The sequence below is a fragment of the Paragemmobacter ruber genome (genome assembly GCF_009908315.1).
Lineage (GTDB): Bacteria > Pseudomonadota > Alphaproteobacteria > Rhodobacterales > Rhodobacteraceae > Paragemmobacter > Paragemmobacter ruber.
Window position 1 is genome coordinate 753,153 of sequence record NZ_JAAATW010000003.1, and the last position, 26,768, is coordinate 779,920.

Genomic DNA, 26,768 nt, shown 5'->3' on the forward strand with positions numbered 1-26,768 from the left:
TGACCCTGTGACCTGACCGCGAGAGGACAGCATGACCACGATCCGCCGCTGGAACCCCGAAGGCATCGCCGCGCCCGCCTCGCGCTATGCCCATGCCGTGCTGGTCGAGGGGGCGGTGCGCTGGCTGCATCTTTCGGGGCAGATCGGCACCCTACCCGATGGGCGCGTGGCCGAGGGGTTGGCGGCGCAGCTCGATGCCTGTTTCGCCAATGTGGCGGCGGGGCTTGCGGCAGCGGGCATGGGCAAGGGCGATCTGGTGAAGCTGACCATCTATCTGACGGACGGCACGCCCGAGGCGGTGGCCACCTACCGCGCCCGGCGCGACGCCTGGGTGGGCGACGGCCCCTTGCCGGCCGCCACCCTGCTGATCGTCGCGGGCCTGGCCAGCCCGGCGCTGCTGGCCGAGGTGGACGCGGTGGCGGCAAGCTGATGCACGGCCCGGACTGTGGCCAAAGGGCGACTCTGGCCGCACCAGATGCCCTGCGCCACGGGGGAATGCCCGGCTGGCCCGCTTTGTTTCTTTGACGCAAGACCTTGCAAACGATACCGTTGCGCCCGGAAACCCCCGTGCAGGCGCTGCTCGCCCTGCCGAACATATGGACCAATGACGTTATGCGCGCCCGTTTTGCTGCCCTGCTCCGCCTTTTGACTGTCGGCGCCTTTGCCGGCCTTCTGTCTGCCTGCGTGCCCGATCCGGCCATGATCGAGGCGGGCCTTGCACAGGCGCCGGCCCCGAAGGAGGTGCCGAACGCCTATCTGGCCACCAAGGATGCCAATATCGACATCCCCGCCCTGCCAGTGGAGGAAATCCCCCAGCAGTTCCGTCGCCAGACCGTCTATTTCCCGACGGATGAGGTGCCGGGAACGATCATCATCAACCCGTCGCAGCGCGTGCTGCATTATGTGACCGGCAAGAATCAGGCGATCCGCTATGGCATTGCCGTGGGCCGGGCCGGGTTCGAATGGTCGGGCACCGCGATTGTCAGCGAGAAGAAGCCCTGGCCCACCTGGACCCCGCCGGCCGAGATGATCGCGCGCGATCCGAAGCTGGCGAAGTGGAAGGATGGCCAGCCGGGCGGGCCGACCAACCCCTTGGGTGCGCGGGCGATCTACCTGACGACGAATGGCGTGGATTACGGCTATCGCATCCACGGCACGCCGGAATGGCGGTCGATCGGGCGCAATGCCTCATCGGGCTGCATCCGCATGATCAATCAGGATGTGATCGACCTGTATAACCGCCTGAAGGGCGGGGAGAAGGTCGTCGTGCTGACGCGGGATGGGCAGTATCCCACCCGTCTGGTGCTGCCGCCGCCCGCGCCGAAACCCGCTGCCGTGGCTGCCGCGCCCGCGCCCGCGCCGGTGGTGGTGCCCGCCGCGATGCCCACGTTCAATCCGATGCTGCAGGGCGTGCCTGCCGCGCTGCAGACGCCGCCCGCCGCCCCGGCGACCAGCGGCTGAGGCCCTGCATGAAAAAAAAAGGCGCGACGGGGGACCGTCGCGCCCTTTTCCTTTTGGCCGGCGCCTCAGGCCAGCCAGCGATCGTAATCGGCCACCAGCAGGTGGGTGGGGGCCACATCCTCTTCGATCTGCGAGAAGCGGCCGATCTTCTTTGACACGAAGACATTGTCGGTCACGTCGTCATTGACGGTGGACACCTCACCGATCAGCACATCGCCACCTTCGCCCCAGAAGGCGTGCCAGTCGCCGGGCATCAGCGTGACGCTTTCGCCGGGTGCAAGCAGGATCACCTCACCCCCGGTGAAGGGGCGCGGGATGCCGTCGCACAGGACCACGCCGCCCTGCGTTTCGGAGAATGTGCCGTCGGGGTTCGATCCGTTCAGCCGGACGGCCAGCTTGGCCCCGCCCCGGTTGATGATGTCCTCGGCCTTGACCACATGGGTGTGGCAGGGGGAATGCTGATCCTTGCGCGAGATCAGCAGTTTCTCGGCATAGCACATGCCGCCGCCGCGCTGCAGGTCGGCCAGCCGCCCGTTGCGCAGGGTAAAGAGGAAAAGGCCAAGCTCGTCGAACGCGCCTTGCCCGTAATCGGTGATGTCCCAGCCCATCCGCGCGGTGATGATGGCCTGCGCCTGCCCCTTGCGGGCCTTGAATTCGTCGGGCGACCAATAGGCGAAGGGCGGCAGGACAAACCCGAAATGGCGGATCATGTCATCCGCCGCCGCCATGATGTCATTGATGCGCGAGCGTTTCATCGCTTCCTCCCCCCGCCTTGCGTTGCGCGCATCTAGGCAGAGGCGGGCGCCTCCAACAAGGCCGTTTTGCGCCAGAACCGCACCGCCAGCGCCGCCCCTGCGCCCGCCAGCGCAAGGATATAGCCCGCCCAGATGCCCGACGGCCCCATCCCGCCCCAATGGGCCAGCGCATAGCCCAAGGGCAGTGCCACCGGCCAATAGGCGATGGCCGATACCATGGCGGGCCATGCCGTATCCGACAGGCCGCGCAGGGCGCCCAGCATGGCCGATTGCACCGCATCGCTGATCTGCATCGGCGCGAAGACAAGGAAGATCGCCGCCGCCACCGCCACCACTTCCGGGTCATCCGTCACAAGCCGCGCGATGGCCTCTCCCCGCAGCGCCAGCGTCAGCGCCGCCGCCACAAGCCAGACCCCCGCGACCGCCACCGCAGCCAGCGCGATGGGGCGCAGCGCGGCGGCATTGCCCGCCCCGCGTTCTTGCGCCACGCGGATCGCCACCGCCCCCGCCACGCCAAGCGGAAGCATGTAAAGCAACCCCCACCCCACCGCCTGCGCCACCTGATTGCCGGCCAACGCCACGGTGCCGAAGGCCCCGATCATCAGCGTGGCCACGCTGACCGAGGCGGTCTCCACCACATACATCGCGCCAAGCGGTGCGCCTTCGCGGAAGGTCAGCCCCATCTCGCCCAGCGCCACTTGCCGCCGCAGGCGCAGGCGGCGCATGGATGGCGCGGAACGCCACCACAGGAAGGCCGCGCCAAGCGCGATGGTCTCGGCAAGGAAAGAGGCCAGCCCCGCCCCCGTCAGCCCCAGTTGCGGCAAGGGGCCAAGGCCCCAGATCAGCGCATAGTTCAGCGGCACGTTCACGACCACGCCCAGAAAGGCGAAGGCGGTGCCGAGCCATGGCTTTTCCACCGCCTCGAAGGCTGATTTGAAGGCCGTCAGGATCGCAAAGGGAACAAGGAAGGCGCAGATCCAGAACCAATAGGCGCGCATCGCGCCGATCACCTCTTCCGGTTGCCCCAAAAGCGGCAGCAGCGGCCAGAGCGCGGCCATGACCAAGGCCGACCCGATGCCCACCAGCGCGCCCAGCGCAAGGCCCGACCGCAGGATGCCGGAAATCGCGCGCCCCTCGCCCGCGCCCCATGCCGCCCCGATCCGCACCGACAGCGCTGACAGAAGGCCGTAGATCGCCGCATAGAACAGCGCTGCCACCGCCCCCGTCAGACCGACCGCCGCAAGGGGCACTGGCCCCAGCGGCGCAAGCATCAGCGAATCCGTGACCCCGATCAGGGTGCTTGCGGCAAGGCCCATCACGATGGGCAGCGCCAGACCCACGATCCCCGGCACCTCGCGCCAGATCGCCGCCACCCGTCCCGCCCGCTGCACTTGCCCTCGCCGTCCGTTTCACATACGCTTCGTATGTGAACCAACTAACTCACATACGGACCGTATGTCAACTGGACCAACCCCCACCCCGCCACGCCCGCAGGGCCGCGCCGAGGCTGCGGAACTGACCGCGCTCCGCCTTGTCGCGACGGCCCGCCGGGCCTTTGCCGTGCAGGGTTTCGCGCAGGTCTCGCTGGACGCGCTGGCGGCCGAGGCCGGGGTCACCCGCGGCGCGCTGCATCACCATTTCCAGAACCAGGCCGGGCTTTTCGAGGCCGTCTTCCGCGCCGTGGATGCCGAGATCGGCACCGAACTCGATGTGGTATACGAAGCGCAATCCGATCCTTGGGCGGGGATGAAGGCCTGCTATCACGCCTATCTCGACCTTGCCTTGCGCCCCGATAGGGCGCGCATCCTGTTCCGCGATGCGCCTGCCGTGATGGGCGCGCGGGCGATGGACATCCTGATGAATTCGGGCTTTGCCACCATCGTCGAGGATCTGGCCGATCTGATCGCCCATGGACGCCTGCGCCCGCTCGACCCGGTGGCGACGGCGCATCTCCTGAACGGGGCGGTCATGGCGCAGGCGCTCTGGCTTGCGGGATGCGAGGGGGGGACCGACGCGCAGCGCAGCGCCGCCCATACCGCGCTGGAGGCCGTCTTCGACGGGCTGACGCTGCCGCCCTATGCCACCCAAACCGCGCTGGACGTCTTTCTCGACAGCCTGTCCGAGCAGCCCTGACCGCGCGTTCAGGCCTGCCGCAGATGGCGCGCGGGCATCCCGCGCCGCGTGCCCGCCCATTCCGCCACGGCCTGCCCGAAGGCGGTGAACAAGGGCCGCGATACCGGATCGCCCGCCGCGTTCCATTCCGGGTGCCACTGCACCGAAAGGGTGAAACCCGGCGCATCCTTCACATAGATCGCCTCGGGCGTGCCATCGGGGGCCTCGCCGTCGATCACGATGCGGGGGCCGGGGCGGTTGATCCCCTGCCCGTGCAGCGTGTTGGTCATCACCTCTTCCGCCCCCATCAGGCGGTGGAACACGCCCCCCTTGGTGAAGCGCACCGTGTGGCGCAGGGCGAATTTCTCCTCCAGCGTGCCGTCGGGCGGCATGCGGTGGTTCATCCGCCCCGGCAGATCGCGGATTTCGGGGTAGAGCGTGCCGCCCATGGCGACGTTCACCTCTTGGAAACCCCGGCAGATGCCGAGGAAGGGCTGGCCCCGCTCCACGCAGGCGCGGACCAGGGGCAGCGTGATCGCATCGCGGCAGCGGTCAAAACAGCCATGGGCGGGGGTTTCCTCTTCGCCATATTCGCTGGGATGCACATTGGGGCGCCCCCCGGTCAGCAGGAAACCGTCGCAAAGCTCCAGCAGTTCGGCGACGCCCACGAAGCGCGGATCGGTGGGGATGATCAGGGGCAGACATCCGGCCACACCGGCCACGGCTTCCGAATTCAGGGTGCCGCTGGCATGGACGGGGTATTCCTGATTCATCAGGCCCATATTGCCGATGATGCCGACAACCGGGCGGCGCGGGGCGTGCGTCATGGTTCTGTCATCCCTCCGTTGCCTCAAGGATAGGCAGAGCGCGCGTCCAAGCAAAGGGCCGATCCGCCGCATCTTTGTGCCTGAGCGCAGGGTTTGGGTGCGGATCGGGCATCGCGCGGGCGGTCTGCCCGGAAAACGACCGGGAAAACGGCCCCGTTGCGGCTCACGCCGCCGTGACTTGCCTTCCGGCGGGGGGAAGGTTGCACAACGGGCCTTGCATATGTTCCAAAAGGAGGAAACCCGATGTCCCGCGCCCTGATCCTTTCGGTGGCCCTTCTGGCCGCCGCCCCCCTTGCCGCGCAGGAAGCGGGCCATGGTGGGCATGGTGGGCATGGCGACCATGCCGGGTCGATGATGGGCGAGGAGGCCCCCTCGACCCAAGCCTACAGGGCGGCGAATGATCGGATGCACGCCGGCATGGGCATCGCATTCACCGGCGATGCCGATGTGGATTTCGTGCGCGGCATGATCGCCCATCACCAAGGCGCCATCGACATGGCGCGCGTGGTGCTGGAGCATGGCGATGACCCGCAGGTGAAGAAACTGGCCGAAGAGATCATCGCCGCGCAAGAGGCCGAGATCGGCTGGATGACCGAATGGCTGGCCAAGAACGGCGGCTGACGGCCTGCTGAACGGTGCCGGGCGCCGCCCTAGCGCGCGCCCTCGGCCACCACGGCAGCGGCGGCCGACAGCGCGCCCGGCCCGAAGGGAATGGAAAGCGCGGTCATCCCCGCCTCCATCACCGCCAGCGCGCCCAGCGTCATATGGGCATTCACATGCCCCATATGCGCCACCCGCAGAAAGCCGTGATAGGCGGGATCGTTCGGCGCGGCCATGCCCAGCCCGATGCCCAGCGTGACGCCGCCCTTATGCTCCGTCCACTCCCGCAGGCGCGTGGCGTGGGGTGCGCCAAGCCGCGCTGCCGTGACGGACCGCCCGCGATGGGCGGGATCGGCCACGTTCAGCGCGATGTCGGGATTGCCCGCAGACCAGCGGTCAAAGGCCGCCCAGACCGCCTGCGCCAGAACCTCATGCCGATGCCAGACGGCGGGCAGCCCTTCCTCATCCAGCAGCATGGTCAGGCTTTCGCGCAAGCCGAACAGGTGATGCGTGGGCGCGGTGCCGTTCCAGTATTGCCAGAACTCCGCCGCATCGGCGCGCGGCGTCCAATCCCAATAGGGCGTGCGCAGGTCCGACGCGCGGCACCGCTCCCGCGCCTTTTCCGAAAACCAGACAAAGCCGATCCCCGGCGGCACCATCAGCCCCTTCTGACTGGCCGCGACCAGCACATCCACGCCCCAGGCATCCATATGAAATTCGTCGCACCCCAGCGAGGCGATGCAATCCACCGCCAGAAGCGCGGGATGGCCCACCGAATCCATCACGGCCCGCAGGCGGGGGATATCGGTGCGCACGGTGCTGGCCGTATCGACATGGGTGGTCAGCACGGCCTTGTAGCGATGCGCGGCGTCCGCGCGCAGCGCAGCCTCGACCTGGGCGAAATCGACAGGGGCGGATTTGCCGAAATCCAGCACCTCCACCTCCACCCCCAAGGCACGCACCGATTCCGCCCAGGACAGGCCAAAGCGACCGGTGGCCAGAACCAGCGCGCGGTCGCCGCGCGAGAACAGGTTCATATTGGCCGCCTCCCACACCCCGTGGCCATTGGCGATATACAGCGCCACGTTCTGCGTCGTCCCCGCCACCCGGCGCAGATCGGGCCAGAGCGTTTCCACCATCTCGGGCAGGGCGCCGTCATAGATGTTGGGCGCGGCGCGGTGCATGGCCGACAGCACCCGGTCGGGCATCACCGATGGGCCGGGAATGGCAAGATAGGGGCGGCCATGGGCAAGGGTCATCGTCATCTCCGAATGGGTGAGGAATGGCTATGCCCCTGACGGGCGAAGGTCAACCGGACCTGCATCGCTTGCCCCGGGCGGGCAATCGCGCTAGTCAACGGCTTGACAGGCCCCCTCCGGCGGGCCGCCAGAGCAAAGGCCGCCCTGCCCCGTGCCCGATCCGCACAAGCCACCCTCCAGCATCGCCGACGCGCAGCCCATCGACCGTACCGGCGACGGCGATCCGGCCTATGCCTCGCGCCCGCTGTTCCGCAGGCTGTGGGCGGGCTACCTGCGGCCGCATGTCGGGCTGATGGTGCTGGCCTTTATCGTGATGTCGATCGAAGGCAGCACGCTGGGCCTTCTGTCCTGGATGATCGAGCCGCTGTTCGATCGCGTCTTTGCCCCCGGGGGCGAGGGCGCGCTGGTCTGGGTGGGGGCGGGCATCCTTGGCCTGTTCCTGTTGCGCGCGGTCACCACGGTGGTGTCGCGGTCGCTGCTGACGCTGATCTCGGTGCGCATCGCATCGGCCATGCAGATGGACATGCTGCGCCACATCCTGCGGCAGGATGGCGGCTTCTTTCAACGCAACCCGCCCGGCGCGCTGATGGACCGGGTGCAGGGCGACACGGGCGCGGTGCAGGGCATCTGGCAGACGGTGATCGTGGCGGCGGGGCGCGATCTGGTGGCGCTGGTGGGCCTGTTTGCCGTGGCCATCGGGATCGACTGGCGCTGGACGCTGGCCGCGCTGGTGGGGGCGCCGCTTCTGATCGTGCCATCGGTCATCCTGCAGCGCTATCTGCGGCGCAAATCGGCGCAGATGCGCGACGCGGCGGCGGCACGCTCCACCCGGCTGGACGAGATCTTTCACGGCGTGAACGCGATCAAGCTGAACCGGCAGGAAGACTATCAGACCGGGCGCTTCCGTCAGGTCCTGAGCCTGTTGAACCGCGCCTACGGCAAATCGGTCGTCGCCGCGCAGACCATGCCCGCCATGATCGACATCGTCACCGGCGTGGGCTTTTTCGCCGTGCTCATGTTGGGCGGGCGCGAGGTGGCGGAAGGCGAGCGCACGGTGGGCGAGTTCATGTCCTTCTTCACGGCCATGACGCTGACCTTCCAGCCGATCCGGAGGCTGGGCGAAATGGCCGGCACATGGCAGATCGCGGCAGCAAGCCTTGAGCGGATCTTTCGCCTGCTCGATACCGATACGGCCGAGACCCGGCCCGCGGTGGGCGCGCCGCTGCCCGCGGGCGTGCCGGGGATCGAACTGGCCGATGTGCGTTTCGCCTATCCCGGCGTGCCGGTGCTGAACGGGCTGACCTTCACCGCCGAGGCGGGCCGGATGACGGCGATCGTCGGCCCGTCCGGCGCGGGCAAGAGCACGGTCTTCCACCTGCTCACGGGGCTGGCCGAACCCGATGCCGGGGTAATCCGCATCGGCGGGCAGGATGTGCGGGCGCTGTCGCTGTCCGACCAGCGGTCGCTTTTCGCCACGGTGTCGCAGGACACTGCGTTGTTCGACGAATCCCTGCGCGAGAACATCCTGATGGGCCGCGACGGGGTTTCGCCGGACGAGCTTGCCTCTGTCGTGCAGGCGGCGAACCTGACCGATGTGGTGGCAGGCCTGCCCGGTGGCCTTGACAGCCCGGCCGGGCCGCGCGGATCGGCGCTGTCGGGTGGACAACGCCAGCGCGTGGCCATCGCGCGCGCCTTGGTGGCCGATGCGCCCGTGTTGCTGCTCGACGAGGCGACATCCGCGCTGGACGCGCAATCCGAAGCGGCGGTGGCGGCGGCGCTGTCTTCGCTGGCGCAGGGGCGCACGACGCTGGTGATTGCGCATCGCCTGTCCACCGTGCGCGAGGCCGACAAGATCGTGGTGCTGGACCGGGGCCGCGTGGTGGAAGAGGGCCGCCATGACGACCTGATCGCGCAAGGCGGGCTTTATGCCAGCCTCCATGCCTTGCAGTTCAAGGATTGATCCCACATCTTCACGGCCCATCTTGACCGGGCAGGAGACAGCGATGACGGGTGAGGCAGCGGCGGATCGGCGTGTGGTGGCCCTGACGGGGGCGGATGTCCTGCCCTTCCTGCAGGGTCTGGTGACGAATGATGTCCTGCCTCTGGCCAAGGGGCGGGGGATCGTCTGGGCCGCGCTGCTGACGCCGCAGGGGAAGTATCTTGCGGATTTCTTCGTGGTGAATACGGGCGCAGCGCTGCTTCTGGACCTGCCCGAGGCGCTGGCCGATGCGACCCTGCGCCGCCTGACCATGTATCGCCTGCGCGCCGATGTGCAGCTCGCGGCCAGCCCGCTGCAGGTGCAGCGCGGCCTTGGCGCGGCGCCTGCCGATGCGCTGCCCGATCCGCGCCACCCCGCGCTTGGCTGGCGGCGCTATGCGGATGCGCCCGGCACTGCGCCCAGCACTGGCCCCGCCATCGACTGGGACGCGATCCGCGTGGCCCATGTCATCCCCGAGGCCGCGCGCGAATTGCTGGTCGATGACAGCTATATCCTCGAGGCGGGGTTCGAACGCCTGCATGGCGTAGATTTCCGCAAGGGCTGCTATGTCGGGCAAGAGGTGACCGCGCGGATGAAGCACAAGACGGAACTGCGCAAGGGGCTGGTCCGGGTGCGCCTGCACGGCGAGGCCGGTTTCGGGGCCGAGATCACGGCGGATGGCAAGGCGGCGGGTACGCTTTTCACCCGCGCAGGCGATCACGCCATCGCTTATCTGCGGCTGGACCGCGCCACGGGGCCGATGCAGGCGGGCAGCGCCACGGTCACGCTGGACCCCGCGCCTTAATCCGCCGCCGCCCCCATCGTCCAGCCATGGGTGGCCGCGAAATGCGCCTCCAGCGCCGCGACCACGGCATCATTGCCGCCGCCCCGGTTGAAGGCGCGCCACAGGCTGGGGCCGCCTGTGGCCACCTCGGGCAGGGCCACGCCCTGCCCCACCACCTGCGCCCTCACGCCCGCCCGCGCCATATGCCAGCGCAACCACAGGTCATCCGCCGTCGGGGCGATGGCCTGCGCGGTGGCGATGTCCAGCATCTCGGGCGGGAAGTCGCGGCCGGAATACAGCACCCCGTCCTTGCCGATGGGCAGAACGCGCAGCGCAGGGCCATCGGGCAGCGCCGCGCCGAACCAGCGGCCATATCCTGCCACCGCCCCGCGCCGAACCACGATCGGATGCCCGCTCCACGCCGTGACCGCGCCGGTGGACAGCCGCCCGGCCACCAGCCGCGCCAGCCAGCCCGGCGGATAGGCCGTGTCGTCATCCGCCGTCACCACCCAGCGGTCGGTCCCTGCGTTCTGCGCCGCCCAAGGCAGGATCTTGCGATAGGGGCCGGTATTTTCCACCCAGATCACCTGCACGCGCACGCCATCCACCAGCGCGGCCAGAGCGGCGGGCAGGTCGCTGATCCCCTCATCCAGAAGGTAGGGCCCGCGCGACAGATGGATCAGCACCCGCGCCGGCGCGGGGTCCTGCGCCAGAAGCGAGGTGATGACCGGGGCAAGGCGGGCGATGCGCGGGCTGATCGCTGTCAGGCTTATGTCAATCTCTGGCACCACGCGCATACTCCACACCATCCGCGCGGATCATGGCCGAGCCTGCGCAAAAGAAAAAGGCCGGTCACGCGGACCGGCCCCTGTGTGCAAGGCACCCGCTCAGGCGCGTTCGGAATATTCCATCAATTCGGTATGCACGATGATGTCTTCCTCTGCCCCGATGAAGGGCGGGATCATGATCCGCACGCCGTTATCAAGGATCGCGGGCTTGAAGCTGTTGGCCGCCGTCTGCCCCTTGACCACCGGCTCGGTCTCCACCACCCGGCAGCGCACCTTTTGGGGCAGCGTCACGGCCAGCGCCTCATCGCCGTAATAGCGCACCGTCGCGGTCATGCCGTCCTGCAGAAAGGGGCGGCGGTCGCCCAGCAGTTCGGCATCCAGTTCGATCTGTTCATAGGTTTCGGCATCCATGAACACCAGCCGCCCGTCGGTTTCATAGAGGAACTGCTGATCCTTGTTCTCCAGCCGAACCTCTTCCACCTTGTCCTCGGATCGGAAGCGTTCGTTCAGCTTGCGCCCATCGCGCAGGTTCTTCAGTTCCACCTGTGCAAAAGCGCCACCCTTGCCGGGTTTCACATGATTGGCCTTAACAGCCGCCCAGAGCCCGCCGTCATGTTCCAACACCATGCCGGGCTTGATTTCGTTACCGTTGATCTTGGGCATGTCGGAAATCCGTCCTGATTGGGCCGCAAATGGTTGAAGAATGATGAAGCTGGCCTATATCTTGCAGGCTGATCCGAGGCAAGCCGACGATATATTGTACCGATACAGGAAAGACATGCGGCAAATGCATGGCGGTCCTGATAAAAGAACAATACCGAATCGTGACCAAATGGTCATATTCGCCGGACGCCAGAAAAGACAAGACAAGAACAGGAAAACGACGAGATGCTCGATTTCGTTGATGGCACCGCCTTCAATTACGAACAAGGCCAGCGGGCGCGGAAGCTCTTTGCTGCCGTGGTCCTTGCCGCGCTGGATGACGCGATTGCAGACGACAAGAAATACGGCAACGGGCCGGAACAGATCGCCCGCTGGGCGCGGTCGCGCGACGGGCGCGAAGTGCTGTCCTGCGCCGGGATTGATCCGAACGAACGCGTGGTCAAGGGCCTGATGGAATTCGTGGCCAAAGGCGTGCGCACCTCGGTCGCGCTGTCGCGCGAGGAATCCGAACGCCGCCACGCGCTGGAGGCGGATCAGGCCGAAGCGGCCTGATCGTTCCACCGAACGGCACAAAGCAAAACGCGCCCCCAGGGGCGCGTTTTTCGTTCAAAGCCTGCCTTAACATCGCCCCGCAAGGCTGCGGCAAGGCGCGCTTATTCGAAATCGCGCACGGCCAGCGCCCGGGCAATTTCGGCCCTGACCAGCTTGCGCACATTGCGCGTGATCCGTTCACCCAGCGCGCCCTGCAATTCTTCGCGGATGATGTCGCGCACCAGATCGCGCAGCATGTCCTCATCGAAGGGGCGGTCATCGAGATCGTCATCGGCAAAGCGCGCAAAGGCGGAAGCGGTCACCTCTTCCTCAAGCTCGCGCCGGATCTCGGCCTCGGCCGCATCTGCCCAGCGCGGGTCGCGCGCGGCGGGGTCGGGATCGGGCCTAGTGGGGGCCGCGGTCTCTGCCTGCGCCCAGTCGGCCAGATCCTCGGCAAAGGCATCACCCGCCCGCGCCATGCGCGGCGAAAGGGTGTCGGGGTCGTCCTTGTCGATCATCGCAGCCTCCTCGGCCATGGCGACAGGCGCAATCGGTTCGGCAGCCGTCAGGTCGGGCGCCGTCCATTCGGGCGCGGCCCAAGCCGGCGCGGGCGCATCGGCCATGGCTGCGGCGGGCGAAGGCTCGGCCCAATCGGGCGTCAGGAGATCGGGCGCGGGCCAATCGGGATTTGGCCAGTCGGGCGTGGGCCAACTGCCGGGAAGGCGATCCTCGGCCCCGGCCTCCGCGCCAGGCAGGAACTCCACCTCGCCCGGGCGGGCCGACAGATCGCCCCCGTCCCCGGCGGCCAGCACCTCGCCTGCGTCCCGGGTGGTCCCGAAATCGGTGTCGGGCTCTGCCGACAGATCGGCAAAGGGCGCCTCGGGGCCAAGATCGCCGCCCCTATCTGCATGCATATCTGCAAGCCCATCAGACACAGCGTCGGGCCGGGCATCGGCGGCCTGCGCCGCCGCGCGGTCCTCTGGCGTGGCTGACCAGTCCGATGCGAAATGCGATGGCGGCTCTGCCGGGGCTTCCCAGTCGCCCTGCCCGGGGGCAAGCCCGCGCGCCACCTCCCCCATCACGGCATCCAGCCGTGCCGTGGCGGGCGGCGCCCGGCGATCGGCGCGGATCGACGAAAAGGACATGGGCGCATCCGCAGCGGCCAGCGGCGCGGCGGCGGGTGCCGGATCCGCGGCCGGTTCCGGCTCTGGCGCGATGCGCAGCGCAGGCGTCAGGATCAGCTTGTCGGCCTGCGGATCGACCACAGGCTTGGGGCCTGCCGCCGCGGGCGATGTCACCGGTGCAGTGACCGGCGCGTCGGATGGCCCTACCGCCGGTGCCGCCCCCTGCCCCATGGGCCGCTTGTCATCCGACACAAGACGACGGATCGACGACAGCACATCTTCGATATCGACGGAATTCAACCGTTCGGACATTTCGGGTCGAACCTCCTCGGCATTCGGGCCGTTATGGCTGATTCTATCGCCCACAACCAAGGCGATATCAAGGAACACGCAAAGGCGAGGCGTTCATCACGCCCCGCCGTGACCGGGTTGCACCCGATCAGTTGTCGATCTTGTCGAGGATGCGCTGCAGACGTTTGCCCTGCGTGCTGGTCGCCGGGGCATTCTTCACGGCGTTGTAGTAGACCGACGGGTCATAGGTCGGCACCCCGAGGTTCAGATGCTCCACCGTCAGCAGCCCCATCTGCGACAGAAGGGTATAGACGCCCACATAACGCTGCGCCTCGGCCTGCAGGCGGGTGTTGCGGGCGTCGAGCAGTTCCTGTTCGGCGTTCAGCACATCCAGCGTCGTCCGCGCGCCCAGCGTCGCCTCTTCCCGCACGCCGTCAAAGGCGGTCTGCGCCGCCTGCACCTGCAGCGCACCCGCCTGAATGGAGGCCGCCGCCACTTCCAGCGCGGTCCAGGCATTGCCGACGTTTTCGCCCACGGTGATCGTCGTCTGCAAAAGGTTGGCCTCTGCCGCCTCTTTCTGGGCCAGCGCCGCGCGATAGGCCGATGACAGCGACCCGCCCGCATAAAGCGTCTGGTTGAAGGACAGCGACAGGCTGTCACGGCGCACATCCTCATCCAGCCCCTGGCTGATCGAGGCATTGAGGTCGATGCTGGGGCGCGTCGCGGCCTTTGCGGCCTCGGTCCCCAGCTGGGCGACCGTCACCTGACGCTGCGCCTGCAGGATGCTGGAATTGGTGCGCAGCGCGATCATCCGAGCCTCTTCCATCGACCGGGCGGTGGCAGGCAGCGGCGGAAGGCCCGCCAGATTGCCCGGATAATCCCCGACCACCGCGCGATAGCGTTCGCGCGCCACCTGGAAATCGCCCTGCGCGGCGGCAAGGCCCGACCGCGCGGCCGCCAGCCGCGCCTCGGCGATGGCCACATCGGTGCGCGTCACCTCGCCCACCTCGAACCGATCCTGCGCGGCGCGCAATTCCTGTGTGATCAGGCGCACGTTGGATTGGCGCAGCGCCACGATCTCGGCCTGCAGGCGGACATCGACAAAGGCGCTGACCGCCGACAAAAGGACCTGCGATTCCAGACCTTTGAGCGCCTCGCGCGTGGCGAGCACGGTTTCCTTGGCAATCTCGACGCCCAGCCGGTTGCGGCCGAAGTCGAACAGCGTCCATTGCGCGGCCAGCGACAGGGTCGATTGCAGCCCATCCGTCGCCAGATCGGGTGTGGTCTGGGTGTTCTGCGCCTGCGCCACAAAGCTCACCACCGGGCGCAACCGGGCCACGGCCTGCGCCACGTCCTCATCCGCCGCGCGCAAGAGCGCCTCGTTCTGGTCGAGAAGTTGCGAGTTTTTGTAAGCCGATGCCAGCGCATCGGCCAGCGTCTCTGCCTGCGCCGGGGGCGCCGCAAACCCAAGGACGGACACCGCGACCGCTGCCAAGAAACCACGCATAGAATGACCTGCCTATCCGAAATGGGCGGGGACCCCGCCGTCGTTATCCTTGCGCGCCGTTCTGCCTGGCCCGCGAACGGGCATGGGGGCGGCGTCCCGTATCACCACATCACAGCACGAAGCCGCGCGGTGCCGCAAATCCCGGCAGCACCGGCGCCGCCGCGTTGAAGGCCGGGCGCCACGACACGATACCATCAATCTTGTAACCGATCTTCACGGTCCCCAGCGCGCCTTCCATGAAGACGGCACCGATCCGGCCCCCTTCGCGCAGCTGCGCCAAAAGTGCCTCTGGCACCACCTCGACACCGCCCTGGATCGTGATCACGTCAAACGGCGCGTGGCGGGCATCGCCCGCCGCCAGCGGGCCCACCACCACGGCGGCATTGTCGGCCCCTTCCGCGGAAAGCGCGCGCTGTGCATCGGCGGCCAGCGCCTCATCCTCTTCCACGGCCACGACCGCATCGGCCAGCCGCGCGATCACCGCCGTCGAATAGCCAAGGCCGCATCCCAGATCGAGGACGAGCTCCGTCGGCTGCACATCCAGCGCATCCAGCATCTTGGCCAGCGTCCGCGCCTCAAGCACCACACGCCCCGGCCCGATGTCGAGGTTCTCGCCCACATAGGCCGCCTCGCGCCGGGCATGGGGCACGAACACCTCGCGCGGGATGGTCAGCATCGCCTCGATGATCGGGAATTTGGTCACGTCAGACGGGCGCACCTGCGTGTCCACCATCATCACCCGCCGGGTCGCGAAATCGCTCATCATCGGAACTCATCTGTATGGTCGCGTTCAATAACTCTCTGCCACACTTCCCGAAAGGGGGCAACGGGCCAGACGCTTTGGGATCGCGCAGGCTGTTCACCATGTCGTAGGAAGGACACGCCGGAGGTCCATCGCTTATGGGGTTGCAAATACTGCCGCTTCGCGTTTCCCTGCCGCCGCTGATTTCGGGGAGGATGACATGAAATTGTTGCGCGTGGGCGAAGCTGGGGCCGAAGTGCCGGCCATGATGGATGCGGGCGGGACGCTGCGCAGCCTTGCGGGCGTGGTGCCCGACATCGCCGGTGCGGTGCTGACGCCGGAAGGGCTGGACCGTCTGCGCGCCATCGACCCCTCCACCCTGCCCGCCCTGCCCGCCGACGCCCGCATCGGCCCCTGCGTGGGCAATGTCGGCAAGTTCATCTGCATCGGCCTGAACTATGCCGATCACGCGGCGGAATCGGGCTTGCCCGTCCCGCAGGAACCAGTGGTCTTCCTCAAGGCCAATTCCGCCATCACCGGCCCGAATGACGACGTGCTCATCCCGCGCGGATCGGAAAAGACCGATTGGGAGGTGGAACTGGGCGTGATCATCGGCAAGCGCGCCTCCTATGTGTCCGAGGCAGAGGCAATGGATCACGTCGCGGGCTATTGCGTGATCAACGACGTGTCCGAACGCGCCTTCCAGATCGAACGCGGCGGCACCTGGGACAAGGGCAAGGGCTGCGACACCTTCGGCCCCATCGGCCCGTGGCTGGTGACGGCCGACGAGGTGGCCGATCCGCAGAACCTGTCGATGTGGCTGGAGGTGGACGGCCACCGCTACCAGAACGGGACGACCCGGACGATGGTCTTTGGCGTGCGTCATCTGGTGCATTACGTGAGCCAGTTCATGACGTTGCATACGGGCGACGTGATCTCCACCGGCACGCCGCCGGGCGTGGGCATGGGCCAGAAGCCCGAGCCCATCTACCTGAAAGGCGGCGAGGTGATGCGACTGGGGATCGAAGGCCTCGGCGTGCAGACCCAGCGCGTCGGTCGCGCCTGAGGTCGGGCGTCAGGCGGCCCCCACGAATTTCCTGCGAAAATTCAGGGGCCGCCACGCATCATCCGGCGCTGCCTGATTTTTCGCAGGAAAATCGTAGGCGGCGCTAGATGATGCGCAGCCCGGGACGGGTGATCGTTTCGACCCGCCCCAGTGCGGCGCGGATCGTGGCCGCGATATCCTTTGCTGTCAGCCCCGCCCAGGCATACATCTGCGCGGGGCTTGCCTGATCTATGAACCGGTCGGGCAGCGTCATCGTGCGGATCGCGCGGCCCTTCTCCAGCCCGCCCGTCTTGGCCAGATGGTGCAGCACCAGCGCGCCGAAGCCGCCTGTCGCCCCTGTCTCCAGCGTTATCAGCGCGGGATGATCCTCGACCAGAAGGTCGATCAGCGCGGTATCCAGCGGCTTGGCAAAGCGGGCATCGGCCACGGTCACCGAAATTCTCTCTGCCTCCAGCAGTTCTGCTGCCGCCAGCGCCTCGGCCAGGTGCGCGCCATAGGACAGGATCGCCGCATCCGACCCCACCTTCATCACGCGGCCTTTGCCGATCTCCAGCGGCACGCCGCGCGCGGGCAGGTCCACCCCCATCCCCTCTCCGCGCGGATAGCGGAAGGCGATGGGACCTTCGTCATGGGCGATGGCGGTAGCCAGCATATGCACCAGATCCGCCTCATCCCCCGCCGCCATCACGGTGAAGCCCGGCAGGTTGGCCAGAAAGCCGATGTCGAAGGCCCCGGCATGGGTGGCCCCGTCCTGCCCCACCAGACCCGCCCGGTCGATGGCAAAGCGCACGGGCAGGCCCTGCAGCGCCACGTCATGGACGATCTGGTCATATCCCCGCTGCAGGAAGGTGGAATAGATCGCGCAGACCGGGCGCAGGCCCGCTGCCGCCATGCCTGCGGCAAAGGTGACGCCATGCTGTTCGGCGATGCCCACATCGAACACCCGCGCGGCAAAGCGCTTCGCCATGATGTCGAGCCCCGTCCCCGACGGCATCGCCGCTGTGATCGCCACAACGCGCGGGTCGCGCGCGGCCTCGTCCGTCAGGGCATTGCCGAAGACGGTGGTATAGGCAGGCGCATTGGATTTGGCCTTGGCCTGTTCGCCTGTCTCGGGGTCGAACTTCGACACGCCGTGATACTTGTCCGCCGCGCTTTCGGCCGGGGCGAAACCCTTGCCCTTGACCGTCACCGCATGGATCAGGACCGGCCCCGTCGCCCGCGCCCGCGCCGCGCGCAGGGTGGCCAGCACCTGCCCCATGTCATGCCCGTCGATGGGGCCGACATAGGAGAAGCCCAACTCTTCGAACAAGGTCCCGCCACCGGGCATCCCCGTCACCAGCGCCCGCGCTCGGCGCGCGCCATCGCGCACGGGGCCGGGAAGGTGGCTTTCGAACTCTTCTGCCGCCGCCTTGAACAGCGCCAGCGGCCCCTTGGCCGCGATCTCGTTCAGGTATTTGGACAGCGCCCCCACCGGTGGGGCGATGCTCATGTCATTGTCGTTCAGGATCACGAACAATCGCTTGCCCAAGTGGCCCGCGTGATTCATCGCCTCATAGGCCATGCCTGCCGTGATCGCGCCATCGCCGATCACCGCGATGGTGTCGCCCACGGGCATCCCCATCTCGCGCCCCATGGCAAAACCCAAGGCCGCGCTGATCGAGGTCGAACTATGCGCCGCGCCGAAAGGATCGAAATCCGATTCCGACCGTTTGGTGAAGCCCGACAACCCGCCGCCCTGCCGCAGCGTGGCCATCCGGTCGCGCCGCCCGGTCAGGATCTTGTGGGGATAGCATTGGTGCCCCACGTCCCAGATCAGCTTGTCACGCGGCGTGTCGAAGACGGCATGAATCGCCACCGTCAACTCCACCACGCCCAACGAGGATCCCAGATGCCCCCCGGTCTGGGCCACGGTGTTGATCACGTCGCGCCGCACCTCATGGGCCAGCCGCGCCAGTTCGCCATCCGTCAGCGCCTTGAGATCGGCCGGGCCGGACACGCGGTCAAGAAGCGGGGTATCGGTCATGGTCATTCTCCCTTTCGCGGAAGAAAAAAGTGCCGTGTGGAGGAACCCACACGGCACCAGGTCCCTGTCGCCAACAGGAAGGGAACCGGGCAGTGGTTGCGCCCCGGATCCGGGCCGGCGTATGGCCCGAATGTGAAAGGCCCGGGCGGGTGCGCCGCCCGGGCCGATTGCGTCAGGCCTGCCGCACTTCGGCGGGGGCCGTGATCAGATATGCGTTGGGATCAGGCGCCTGCTTGCTTTCCTCGGGCAGGAGAAGCCCCACCCCCCAGACCGCCAGCAGGATCGCGCCAACCGCGAGCAGGAAGAGCGCCGCCCACCCCGCCCCGGCGAGCATCTGGTAGAGTGCCCAGGATCTGAGGGCGCTACCGGGTTTCTGGTCGTAAAAGTTGTCAGACATGGTTCTCCCCTCAATCCAGCGGCGCGTAGCCGTGGTCCTGTGCCCAGACATACCAGTTGTCCACGACCGTCCCCGTGATCAGGATGCCGATCCCGCCTGTCAGCGTCACCAGCACCGCAAACCACCAGGCCCAGCGGTGGATGCCTTCCATCGTCGCGTTGAACCCCATGGTCCAGCGCCAGAACAGCGCCGCACGTTCCGATGCGGTGCCCCGGTCGGCAATCTGCTCCAACTCGCGGTCGCCACCGAAGCGCGACACCGCAAGAATGGTGGCCCCGTGCATCGCGAACAAGAGGGCCGACCCGTAGAGGAAGGCGATGGAGAGCGCGTGGAACGGGTTATAGAACAGATTGCCGTAGGTCAGGCTGAAGTTGTTGGTCCAGTCGAGATGGGTGAAGATCCCGTAAGGCACCGCCTCCGACCACGACCCCATCAGGATCGGGCGGAACAGGCCCAGCACCAGAAACAGCCAGATCGCGCTGGCAAAGGCCCAGCTCACATGCTTGCCCATGCCCAGCGCCTGCGCGCGCAGATAGGTGCGCACCCACCACGACAGGACCGAGATCAGCAGGAAGAAGGACGCGATCAGCCACAGCCCGCCTTCGGCGATGGGCGCAAAGCCCAGACCGTATTCGGATGATGGCGGCTCGAGCGAGAACCAGAACAGGTCACGCAGGAACACAGCCGGGTTGAACCCCGCCTGATACCAGTACCACCCGCCCACCAGCATGAACCAGACCGCGCCGGACATCAGCGAGATCACCCCCATCGTGCCCAGATAGACGGGGCCAAGCTGGGCGTTGCCGAACCAGCCTGCCAGCGTCGAGAAACGCGCGCTCTTGCTGCGGTTGGAAAGCTCCACCTCTTCGACCATGCCCATCTCGGGCGTGGCCTGCACCTGCACTTGGGTGAAGATGTTCTGATACTCAGCCATTTACGCCTCCTGCGATGTCGGCCCACCACGGCAGTTGCAGCCACCAATCCCACCAGACCACCCACTGGTCGAACCAGATGGTGCCGGAGATGACGATGCAGACCGCGCTCCAGAACCCGGCATTCAGCGCCAGAAGCAGGCCAAGCCGGTGGATGCCGAGGGTACCCACCGAATAGCCGATCAGGTCGCGGAAATAGGTGTCCTCGTGATCGGGGGTCCGCATCTCCTTGCCCTTTTCGGGATTGGCGGCGGACAGGATCAGGGCACCGTGCAGCGACAGGGCCAGCGCCGTCGTGAAGAAGAAGGTCACGGCGATCATGTGGGCGGGGTTGTAGTGGAAGTTGCCATAAGTGTAGCCGACATTGGACACCCAGTTCAGGTGGGTCCAGATGCCGTAGGGAAAGCCGTGGCCCCAGGCGCCCATCAGAAGCGGGCGGAAGACGACCAGCGTCGAATAGGCAAAGATCGCGACACCAAAGGCGAAGGGCACATGATAGCCCATCCCCAGCTTGCGGCAGATCTCCACCTCACGCAGCGCCCAAGAGATGAAGGCACCATGCGCGCAGATCGTGATCAGCTGCCACAGTCCCCCCTCCATCAGGGGCGCCCAAGCCAGCCCGTTTTCCACGGGCGGGGGTTCGATTGAAATGAGCCACGGGTTCCAGACGCCTTCCATGGCGGTGCCGTAGAAGATCAGGATCGTGCCAAGCGCCGCGAAGAAGAATGTCGTGACGCCAAAGAAGCCGACGTAGAAAGGCCCGACCCAGAAGTCGAACAGGTTCCCGCCGATCAGCGTGCCTCCCGGCACGCGGTATTTTCGTTCGAAGCTGAGCAGTGCCATGCTTCCCTCTCCGCTGTGTTGCGCCCGGCGGTCGCTGGTGCCGTCGGAAAAACCCGTTCGGGGTCGCCGCGGGCGAAGGGGTCAGCCCTCCGCCCGCAGCCAGTGCCTTGCGGCAAGGTCACTCGGTTGCTGCGACGGGCGCGCCACCAGCCGCGGCTGCGGTCTGGAACCAGTTCACGCCGTTGCTCAGAACCACCAAGTGGATCATCGCAGCCAGCAGGAACAGGAAAACGCCCTGCGCGACAAACACGCGACGGGGATCGAAGATGAGCCAGATCTTGTAGAATTTGGACATTGCTTGATCCTCCTCAGAACCACGGGCGCCAGATGAACGTCGCGATATGAGCAACGACAGCGATGGCCGTGAACAGCCAAAGCCCGCTCATATACACCGAATGCAGTTCCTGCGCCTGCTCGTCGGTCAGACCTGTGAAGCTCAGGTCACTCTTATCAGCCATAACTATCCTCCGGATGGACTAGACTGAGCCGCAAACCCTGCGGCGGGGTTACGGTCGGGCGGAATGCCGTTCCGTTTTTTTCACCGTCCCGCGATGGTCTGCGGGGCGGCGAAGCGGTGACGGGCTGGGCGCAACCCGGTAGTGTCGTCTCGCCTTGGTTAGGGGCGAAAGATATTGGGCGTGATCGACCCCGCCTCGCGCCAGGCGCGGGCCAAGGGTCCATGCACGGGCAACCGCCGTTCGGTGATCGTCTGGAGGATCCAGGCGACCAGCGCGAAGGGGATCACCGCGAGGAAGATCACGGCGAAATAGGCGTAGAATTCGACACGCGGCGCGCGGTGGCTGTGATGCCCATGGCCGCCTGCGGAATGATCGCTCATGCTGTTCCTCCCTGTGTTGTCGGGCCGAGCGCGCCGCGAAGCGCCTCGACGGTTTCGCGCACCACGCGTTCGGCCCCCTGATCGAGCGCGGCCTTCTCGGCCGCATCGCGCAGGGTGCGCGCGGCGGAAATGCGGGTCAGGATCGGATGTTCGGAAACGATCCGGTCCAGTTCCGCCTGCGCATCGACATCCCAGGGGAAATCGCGGCGCAGGGTCGTGGGGGTGGCGGCGGCACTGTCCATCTCGGACCCGAGGGGCAGGATGTGGAACAGCGCCTCGAACAGGCCGTTGCACACCTCTTGCAGCAGCCAGACGCAACCCGCATAGCCCATGAAGGGCGTGCCGGTATGGCGGCGGATGGCGGCCCCGGGGAAGGAGGCCGCGATGAAATGCGGCTGCGGTCCGTGACCGGCTTTCAGTTCGGCCAGATACATCTTCTCGTTGATCGACCCCATCACCACCAGCGGGCGGTGCTGGCGGATCAGCGCGCGCACCTGTTCGTTGTTGGTCTTGGCCCCCGCCATGCGCGCCACGGCAAAGGCGCAGGGAAGGCCCAGATCATTCTCGAGGAAGTTGCGGATGCCGCGGGCATAGGTCTCATTCGCGACGATGGCGAAATTCGCGGTCGCAAAGAAATCCTGCGTCACCGACCGCCACAGATCCCACAGGGGCTTCAACGTGGAATGTTTCTCGCGCGCGATGAAGGGCTCGGGGTCCAGACCCAGAAGCTCCCCCAGCTTGCGCAGGAATTTCGTGGTGCTGTCCAGCCCGATGGGCGCCTGCAGATAGGGCTTGCCCAGCACTTCCGCGAGGCCCCGCCCGAACTCGCGGTACATGACGATGTTCACATCCGCATTCACAAGGTTGCGCATCTCGGCCAGATGCGCGCCCAAGGGCATGACCATGTTCACCTCGGCCCCGATCCCTTCGACCAGACGGCGGATCTCGTGCAGGTCGGACGCCATGTTGAAGGTGCCATACATGGGGCCAAGGATGTTGACGCGCGGCTTGTCTCCCGCTTCGCGCTTCTTCTCCACCGGCATCCGGCCCTTGGTCATGCCGAATTCGGTGAAGATCCAGGTCATCGCGCGGTCCGCGCATTGCCACTGATCCTCGTCGATGGTGCGCGGCAGGAAGCGCTGGATATTCGTGCCCATGGGCGTGACGCCACCGCCGATCATCTCGGCGATCGAACCTGTCACCACCACGGCGGGCAGCGCCGGATCGAGCGTCTTCCACGCCCGGCGCATCGCGCCCTCAGTCCCGTCGCGGCCCAGTTCTTCCTCGCCCAGACCCGTCACCACGATGGGCAATTCATGCGGCGGCAGCGCGTCGGTGTAATGCAGCACGGATGTCACCGGCAGGTTCTCGCAGCCCACGGGGCCGTCGATCACCACCTGCAATCCCTTGACGGCGCAGAAGGCATAGATCGCCCCCCAATAGCCGCCCGCGCGATCATGATCCTGGATCAGCATGCGCGCCCCCAAGACCCACGATTTTCCTGCGAAAAATCGGCACCCGGCAGAAACCGCGCCCGAATTTTCGCAGAAAATTCCTTGCTCTGAATTTTCGAAGGAATATCGTGGCGACGGTTCATATCATCGCCTCCGCTGCCGCCACCTTGGCGGCCTTTTCCAGCTTCTTCTGATGCGCGGCGCGGAAATCGGGCCGCAGGTTCGGCGCGCCTTCCCAGATGCCCGCGGTATCGCCCTCGCCCACGCCTTCGAAGAAGGCCTGCATCCCGTCCATCCGCCCCTTGTTGGCAATGGCGGCATTGACGACCTGCCCAAGGCTTCCCGCCCCCGCCGGCCCCATCAGGGGCCGCGCCGAGATCAGGTTGGTGAAATAGAGCGCAGGGATGGCCAGCTCCTTGGCCTTCTGCACCACCGGCGTGGTGCCGATGGCCAGATCGGGGCGGAAGGCCTCCATCGCGGCGCAGTCATCCTCCAGCGAGGCGCGGTATTTCACCGCCACGCCGCGCGCCTCCAGCCAGGCGCGATCGGCCTCGCTCCACTCATTCCTCGCGCAGGCGGTGCCGACATAGGCCACCTCCGCCCCGCTTTCGATCAGCAGCCGCGCAACGAGGAGTTCGGACCCCTCATAGCCCGACAGCGTGATCCGGCCCTTGACCGGGTTCGCCGCCAAGGCCGCCTTGATCGCCGCGCCAAAGGCATTCTGCGCCGCCGCCACCTGCGCGGGCGCCACGCCATAAGCATCACCTATGGCCGCGAGCCAGGCCATCGTGCCGTCATGGCCCACCGGGGCCGATCCCACGATCTTGCGCCCCGCCGCCTGAAACTCGCGGATCGCCGCCGTGTAGAAGGGGTGAATCGCCGCCGCCACGCCGCAATCGAGCGCGGCATAAAGTTCGCGCCATTCGCGGCACGGCACGACCGGCCCGGCGGCAAGGCCCATGGGCGCCAGCATCGCGCCGATCATCATCGGATCGGCGGGGAACATCTCGCCCAGCAGGGCCACGGTCGGGCGGTCCGAGCGGCCACGTTCCGGCGCGGCCACGGGGCCGGCCTGCACTTCAGCGCGGGCATACTTCAGCATCGCGCCCGCCAGCACATCCTTGGCCTCGGCATGGGTCGGCACGCCAAAGCCCGGCACGTCGATCCCCACGATGCGCACACCGTTGATCTCATCCGGCAACAGCTTCAGCGGCACGCCGCTGGCCGTAGGCACGCACAGGTTCGTCACCACCACCGCGTCATAACGGTCGGGATCGGCCAGTTCATGCACGGCGTCGCGGATATCCTCGAACAGCTTGCCCGTGACCAGCGTTTCCGAATTGAACGGGACATAGCCTACCGACCGCCGCGCGCCGTAGAAATGGCTCACGAAGGTCAGGCCATAGACACAGCAGGCCGATCCCGAAAGCACCGTCGCCACCCGCCGCATCCGCAGCCCCACGCGCAAGCTGCCAAAAGCCGGGCACATGCTCTGCGGCTTGTCATGGGGGCCTTGCGGATAGTCGGCGGCGTAGCGATCAAGGATTTCGGAATTCCCCGCCGCGCGCGCCGCGGCCTCCATCTCGGCCGCCCCGGCATGGCATCCCATGCCATCGGCCGGCGCACCCGCCGCGACAGGCTGCGCCTGATCCCGGACCCCTTCGGTCACCGGGGTCTGGTCTGCCATGTCATAGCGGGCCTCGATGGTCATTCCTTGGTGCCTTTCCGGGCAAGGACGCGCAGGGCTTCTTCCAGTTTTTCAAGGGCATGCAGATCAAACATCGTCGTAGACCACTTCCAGCGACTTCACCTCGCCCGCGAAACTGCCGCGCATGTCGGCGTCATTGGCAGGCTCCAGCACGAAATCCGCGCCCGTCGTCTCGGCGTCGAACAGGCCCAGCAGCCCATCCTGCGTCAGCGGCTTGGGGCGCAGCGGCGGCGCCTCGCCCACGTTCTGGGCCAGTTCGGTGAACAGCCCGCCCCATTGCGTCGCGTTGGTGCCGACGATCTGGTAATTGGCCGATTTGCGGCGCAGGTCGTCATCGGCGGGGATCGAGGCCAGCACCGGGATATTCACCGCTGCCGCAAAGGCCGCGGCTTCGCCCGTGCCGTCATCCTTGTTGATGACCATGCCCGCGACGCCCACATTCCCGCCCAGCTTGCGGAAATACTCCACCGCCGAGCAGACGTTGTTCGCCACGTAAAGCGATTGCAGGTCGTTCGAGGCGACCACGATCACCTTCTGCGCCATGTCCCGCGCGATGGGCAGGCCAAACCCACCACAGACCACGTCGCCTAGGAAATCCAAGAGCACATAGTCGAAATCCCAGTCATGGAACCCCAGCTTTTCCAGCAGTTCGAACCCGTGGATGATCCCGCGCCCGCCGCAGCCCCGGCCCACTTCCGGGCCGCCCAGTTCCATCGCGAAGACCCCGCCCCGCTTGAAGCAGACATCGCCGATCTTCACCTCTTCCCCCGCCAGCTTCTTGCGGGTGGAGGTCTCGATGATCGTGGGGCAGGCCTTGCCGCCAAACAGCAGCGAGGTCGTGTCCGACTTCGGATCGCAGCCGATCAGCAGCACGCGCTTGCCCATCTCGGCCATCATGTGGCTCAGGTTGGCCAGCGTGAAGCTTTTGCCGATCCCGCCCTTGCCGTAGATCGCGATGATCTGCGTCTTCTTCGACGGCGGATCGCTGGGCACTTCCAGTGAGGGCTCCTCATGCGCCTCGTCCCGCAGGCGGGTGTCGAAGTCCTTCAGGTTCGGAACGTCGTTCATGCGTGGCCCTTCCAGTCGAGGATCATCTTCAGGCAGGCCGCATCCTCGAACGCGGTTGCATAGGCTTCGGGTGCCGCCGTGGCGGGCCGGGTGTGGGTGATCAGGCCCGCCAGCGACAGCGCGCCGGATTCGATCAGCGCGCGGGTGGCGGTCAGATCCTCGGCATTCCATTCGGAAGCGATGCGGATGCGCGCCTCTTTCATGAAGGCCGGGGGAAAGACGAAAGAGACAGGTTCGGTATAGAACCCGGCCAGCACCACCTCGCCGCCCTTGGCCAGGCGCTGGATCAACTGATCCAGCAGGCCCTTGGCCCCGCTGGCATCATAGATGGCGCGATAGTCGCGGCGCGGGTCATCCTCGGGCGCGATGCAGGCATAGCCTGCGGCACCCTCGCGCCGCGCGGGGTTGGTCTCCCAAACGGTCGGCGCTGGCGCGCCCGCCGCAATCGTCAGCCGCGCCAGCAGGCGGCCCAGCGTGCCATGGCCCACGATCAGATCGGGCAGCGCGGTGTCAAATCCCGCCAGCGCATGGCGCGCGGTCGCGGCCAGCGCCAGAAGCGCACCCTCTGCCCCCATGCCCCGGTCGATCCGGCCCACGCGATGCGCAGGCGTCACCAGATGGCGCGAGGCGCCACCAAAGAGGCCCTTCACATCGCCGGTAAAGCAGTTGGCCCCCGGCACGAAGACATGATCGCCCACCTTGAAGCCGCTGCCCGCGCCCGCCTCCACCACCTCGCCCGCGGCCTCGTAGCCGGGGACAAGCGGATAGCCCATGCCCGGGAAGGGCGGCATGGTGCCGGTGTAGAACAGCTTTTCCGTGCCGGTGGAGATGCCCGTATGGGCGATCTCGACCACCAGATCCCCGTCGCCGGGGGCAACAAGCCCCAGCGTGGCAAGGGAAAGCTCCCTCGGCCCGGACAGGATGACGGCGGTCGTTCTCAACGTGGTATCCCCCAGCGCGCACGCACCCGACGGTTGGGTGCTATCACGGCTATGTGTAAGTGTAGACTTACAGAGC

General features: G+C 66.9%; 28 protein-coding genes. 8 read left to right on the forward strand and 20 right to left on the reverse strand.

Annotated features, from left to right (window positions below):
- Positions 1-31: 31 nt before the first annotated feature.
- Positions 32-430 (forward strand): RidA family protein, encoded by a 399-nt coding sequence (locus GU920_RS15875; protein WP_161768035.1) that lies wholly within the window; start codon positions 32-34, stop codon positions 428-430.
- A 104-nt stretch (positions 431-534) separates the two neighbouring features.
- Complete coding sequence (locus GU920_RS15880) at positions 535-1,461, forward strand: L,D-transpeptidase (RefSeq protein WP_235933330.1); 927 nt, start codon at positions 535-537, stop codon at positions 1,459-1,461.
- Positions 1,462-1,526: 65 nt separating this feature from the next.
- Here GU920_RS15880 and GU920_RS15885 read toward each other — a convergent pair whose 3' ends face one another.
- On the reverse strand, positions 1,527-2,216 hold the full coding sequence (locus tag GU920_RS15885; RefSeq protein ID WP_161768036.1) for a D-lyxose/D-mannose family sugar isomerase: 690 nt from the start codon (positions 2,214-2,216) through the stop codon (positions 1,527-1,529).
- 32 nt (positions 2,217-2,248) lie between these two features.
- Positions 2,249-3,607, reverse strand: coding sequence for an MATE family efflux transporter (locus tag GU920_RS15890; RefSeq protein WP_161768037.1), 1,359 nt, complete (start codon positions 3,605-3,607; stop codon positions 2,249-2,251).
- 64 nt (positions 3,608-3,671) lie between these two features.
- Here GU920_RS15890 and GU920_RS15895 point away from each other — a divergent pair, with 64 nt between their 5' ends.
- Entirely contained in the window at positions 3,672-4,349 is a 678-nt protein-coding gene (locus GU920_RS15895) for a TetR/AcrR family transcriptional regulator (protein WP_161768038.1), read from the forward strand.
- 8 nt (positions 4,350-4,357) lie between these two features.
- Here GU920_RS15895 and GU920_RS15900 read toward each other — a convergent pair whose 3' ends face one another.
- Positions 4,358-5,155 carry a gamma-glutamyl-gamma-aminobutyrate hydrolase family protein gene (locus tag GU920_RS15900; RefSeq protein WP_161768039.1) on the reverse strand — a complete coding sequence of 266 codons (798 nt, stop codon included), beginning with the start codon at positions 5,153-5,155 and terminating at the stop codon, positions 4,358-4,360.
- A gap of 243 nt (positions 5,156-5,398) precedes the next feature.
- Here GU920_RS15900 and copM point away from each other — a divergent pair, with 243 nt between their 5' ends.
- On the forward strand, positions 5,399-5,776 hold the full coding sequence (gene copM, locus GU920_RS15905; protein WP_161768040.1) for a CopM family metallochaperone: 378 nt from the start codon (positions 5,399-5,401) through the stop codon (positions 5,774-5,776).
- 29 nt (positions 5,777-5,805) lie between these two features.
- Here copM and GU920_RS15910 read toward each other — a convergent pair whose 3' ends face one another.
- The gene (locus tag GU920_RS15910; protein WP_161768133.1) at positions 5,806-7,014 is read right to left on the reverse strand and encodes a pyridoxal-phosphate-dependent aminotransferase family protein; all 1,209 of its coding nucleotides are present in this window, start codon (positions 7,012-7,014) and stop codon (positions 5,806-5,808) included.
- Between the two features lie 199 nt (positions 7,015-7,213).
- On the opposite strand from GU920_RS15910, the gene GU920_RS15915 reads away from it, so the two are divergent.
- Together GU920_RS15915 and ygfZ are read left to right on the forward strand one after the other, a co-directional pair.
- Positions 7,214-8,974, forward strand: coding sequence for an ABC transporter ATP-binding protein (locus GU920_RS15915; protein ID WP_394351570.1), 1,761 nt, complete (start codon positions 7,214-7,216; stop codon positions 8,972-8,974).
- Positions 8,975-9,017: 43 nt separating this feature from the next.
- Positions 9,018-9,797: a CAF17-like 4Fe-4S cluster assembly/insertion protein YgfZ gene (gene ygfZ, locus GU920_RS15920; RefSeq protein WP_161768041.1), complete on the forward strand. Its 780-nt coding sequence runs from the start codon at positions 9,018-9,020 to the stop codon at positions 9,795-9,797.
- Here the strand turns inward: ygfZ and GU920_RS15925 are convergent.
- Both GU920_RS15925 and efp read right to left on the reverse strand, forming a co-directional pair.
- Positions 9,794-10,585 (reverse strand): glycosyltransferase family A protein, encoded by a 792-nt coding sequence (locus GU920_RS15925; protein ID WP_161768042.1) that lies wholly within the window; start codon positions 10,583-10,585, stop codon positions 9,794-9,796. The genes ygfZ and GU920_RS15925 overlap by 4 nt on opposite strands.
- A gap of 78 nt (positions 10,586-10,663) precedes the next feature.
- Complete coding sequence (gene efp, locus GU920_RS15930; RefSeq protein ID WP_161768043.1) at positions 10,664-11,227, reverse strand: elongation factor P; 564 nt, start codon at positions 11,225-11,227, stop codon at positions 10,664-10,666.
- Positions 11,228-11,452: 225 nt separating this feature from the next.
- Here efp and GU920_RS15935 point away from each other — a divergent pair, with 225 nt between their 5' ends.
- Positions 11,453-11,779 (forward strand): DUF6280 family protein, encoded by a 327-nt coding sequence (locus GU920_RS15935; protein ID WP_161768044.1) that lies wholly within the window; start codon positions 11,453-11,455, stop codon positions 11,777-11,779.
- Between the two features lie 101 nt (positions 11,780-11,880).
- Here the strand turns inward: GU920_RS15935 and GU920_RS15940 are convergent, their stop codons facing one another.
- The 3 genes from GU920_RS15940 to GU920_RS15950 form a co-directional block, all read right to left on the reverse strand.
- The gene (locus tag GU920_RS15940) at positions 11,881-13,248 is read right to left on the reverse strand and encodes a hypothetical protein (RefSeq protein ID WP_161768045.1); all 1,368 of its coding nucleotides are present in this window, start codon (positions 13,246-13,248) and stop codon (positions 11,881-11,883) included.
- Positions 13,249-13,321: 73 nt separating this feature from the next.
- A complete protein-coding gene (locus tag GU920_RS15945) occupies positions 13,322-14,680 on the reverse strand; it encodes a TolC family outer membrane protein (RefSeq protein WP_161768046.1) in 1,359 nt (452 codons plus the stop codon).
- Between the two features lie 109 nt (positions 14,681-14,789).
- Entirely contained in the window at positions 14,790-15,443 is a 654-nt protein-coding gene (locus GU920_RS15950; protein ID WP_161768135.1) for a protein-L-isoaspartate O-methyltransferase family protein, read from the reverse strand.
- A gap of 199 nt (positions 15,444-15,642) precedes the next feature.
- Here GU920_RS15950 and GU920_RS15955 point away from each other — a divergent pair, with 199 nt between their 5' ends.
- Positions 15,643-16,488: a fumarylacetoacetate hydrolase family protein gene (locus GU920_RS15955; protein ID WP_161768047.1), complete on the forward strand. Its 846-nt coding sequence runs from the start codon at positions 15,643-15,645 to the stop codon at positions 16,486-16,488.
- A gap of 103 nt (positions 16,489-16,591) precedes the next feature.
- Here GU920_RS15955 and dxs read toward each other — a convergent pair whose 3' ends face one another.
- The 11 genes from dxs to bchC all read right to left on the reverse strand — a co-directional run bounded on the left by dxs (position 16,592) and on the right by bchC (position 26,692).
- A complete protein-coding gene (dxs, locus tag GU920_RS15960; RefSeq protein WP_394351568.1) occupies positions 16,592-18,517 on the reverse strand; it encodes a 1-deoxy-D-xylulose-5-phosphate synthase in 1,926 nt (641 codons plus the stop codon).
- Positions 18,518-18,683: 166 nt separating this feature from the next.
- Entirely contained in the window at positions 18,684-18,908 is a 225-nt protein-coding gene (gene pufX, locus GU920_RS15965; protein WP_161768049.1) for an RC-LH1 core complex protein PufX, read from the reverse strand.
- A gap of 10 nt (positions 18,909-18,918) precedes the next feature.
- Complete coding sequence (gene pufM / locus GU920_RS15970) at positions 18,919-19,842, reverse strand: photosynthetic reaction center subunit M (protein ID WP_161768050.1); 924 nt, start codon at positions 19,840-19,842, stop codon at positions 18,919-18,921.
- Complete coding sequence (pufL, locus tag GU920_RS15975) at positions 19,835-20,683, reverse strand: photosynthetic reaction center subunit L (protein ID WP_161768051.1); 849 nt, start codon at positions 20,681-20,683, stop codon at positions 19,835-19,837. The genes pufM and pufL overlap by 8 nt, the downstream gene beginning before the upstream one ends.
- Positions 20,684-20,801: 118 nt before the next feature.
- Positions 20,802-20,978 (reverse strand): light-harvesting antenna LH1, alpha subunit, encoded by a 177-nt coding sequence (gene pufA / locus GU920_RS15980; protein WP_161768052.1) that lies wholly within the window; start codon positions 20,976-20,978, stop codon positions 20,802-20,804.
- A 13-nt stretch (positions 20,979-20,991) separates the two neighbouring features.
- On the reverse strand, positions 20,992-21,141 hold the full coding sequence (gene pufB / locus GU920_RS15985) for a light-harvesting antenna LH1, beta subunit (RefSeq protein WP_161768053.1): 150 nt from the start codon (positions 21,139-21,141) through the stop codon (positions 20,992-20,994).
- A gap of 158 nt (positions 21,142-21,299) precedes the next feature.
- A complete protein-coding gene (gene pufQ, locus GU920_RS15990) occupies positions 21,300-21,521 on the reverse strand; it encodes a cytochrome PufQ (RefSeq protein WP_161768054.1) in 222 nt (73 codons plus the stop codon).
- Positions 21,518-22,996: a chlorophyllide a reductase subunit Z gene (gene bchZ, locus GU920_RS15995; protein ID WP_161768055.1), complete on the reverse strand. Its 1,479-nt coding sequence runs from the start codon at positions 22,994-22,996 to the stop codon at positions 21,518-21,520. Before bchZ ends, pufQ begins: the two co-directional genes overlap by 4 nt.
- A gap of 118 nt (positions 22,997-23,114) precedes the next feature.
- Entirely contained in the window at positions 23,115-24,662 is a 1,548-nt protein-coding gene (bchY, locus tag GU920_RS16000) for a chlorophyllide a reductase subunit Y (protein ID WP_161768136.1), read from the reverse strand.
- 87 nt (positions 24,663-24,749) lie between these two features.
- Positions 24,750-25,751 carry a chlorophyllide a reductase iron protein subunit X gene (locus GU920_RS16005; RefSeq protein ID WP_161768056.1) on the reverse strand — a complete coding sequence of 334 codons (1,002 nt, stop codon included), beginning with the start codon at positions 25,749-25,751 and terminating at the stop codon, positions 24,750-24,752.
- Positions 25,748-26,692 carry a chlorophyll synthesis pathway protein BchC gene (bchC, locus tag GU920_RS16010; protein ID WP_161768057.1) on the reverse strand — a complete coding sequence of 315 codons (945 nt, stop codon included), beginning with the start codon at positions 26,690-26,692 and terminating at the stop codon, positions 25,748-25,750. Before bchC ends, GU920_RS16005 begins: the two co-directional genes overlap by 4 nt.
- Between the last annotated feature and the right edge of the window lie 76 nt (positions 26,693-26,768).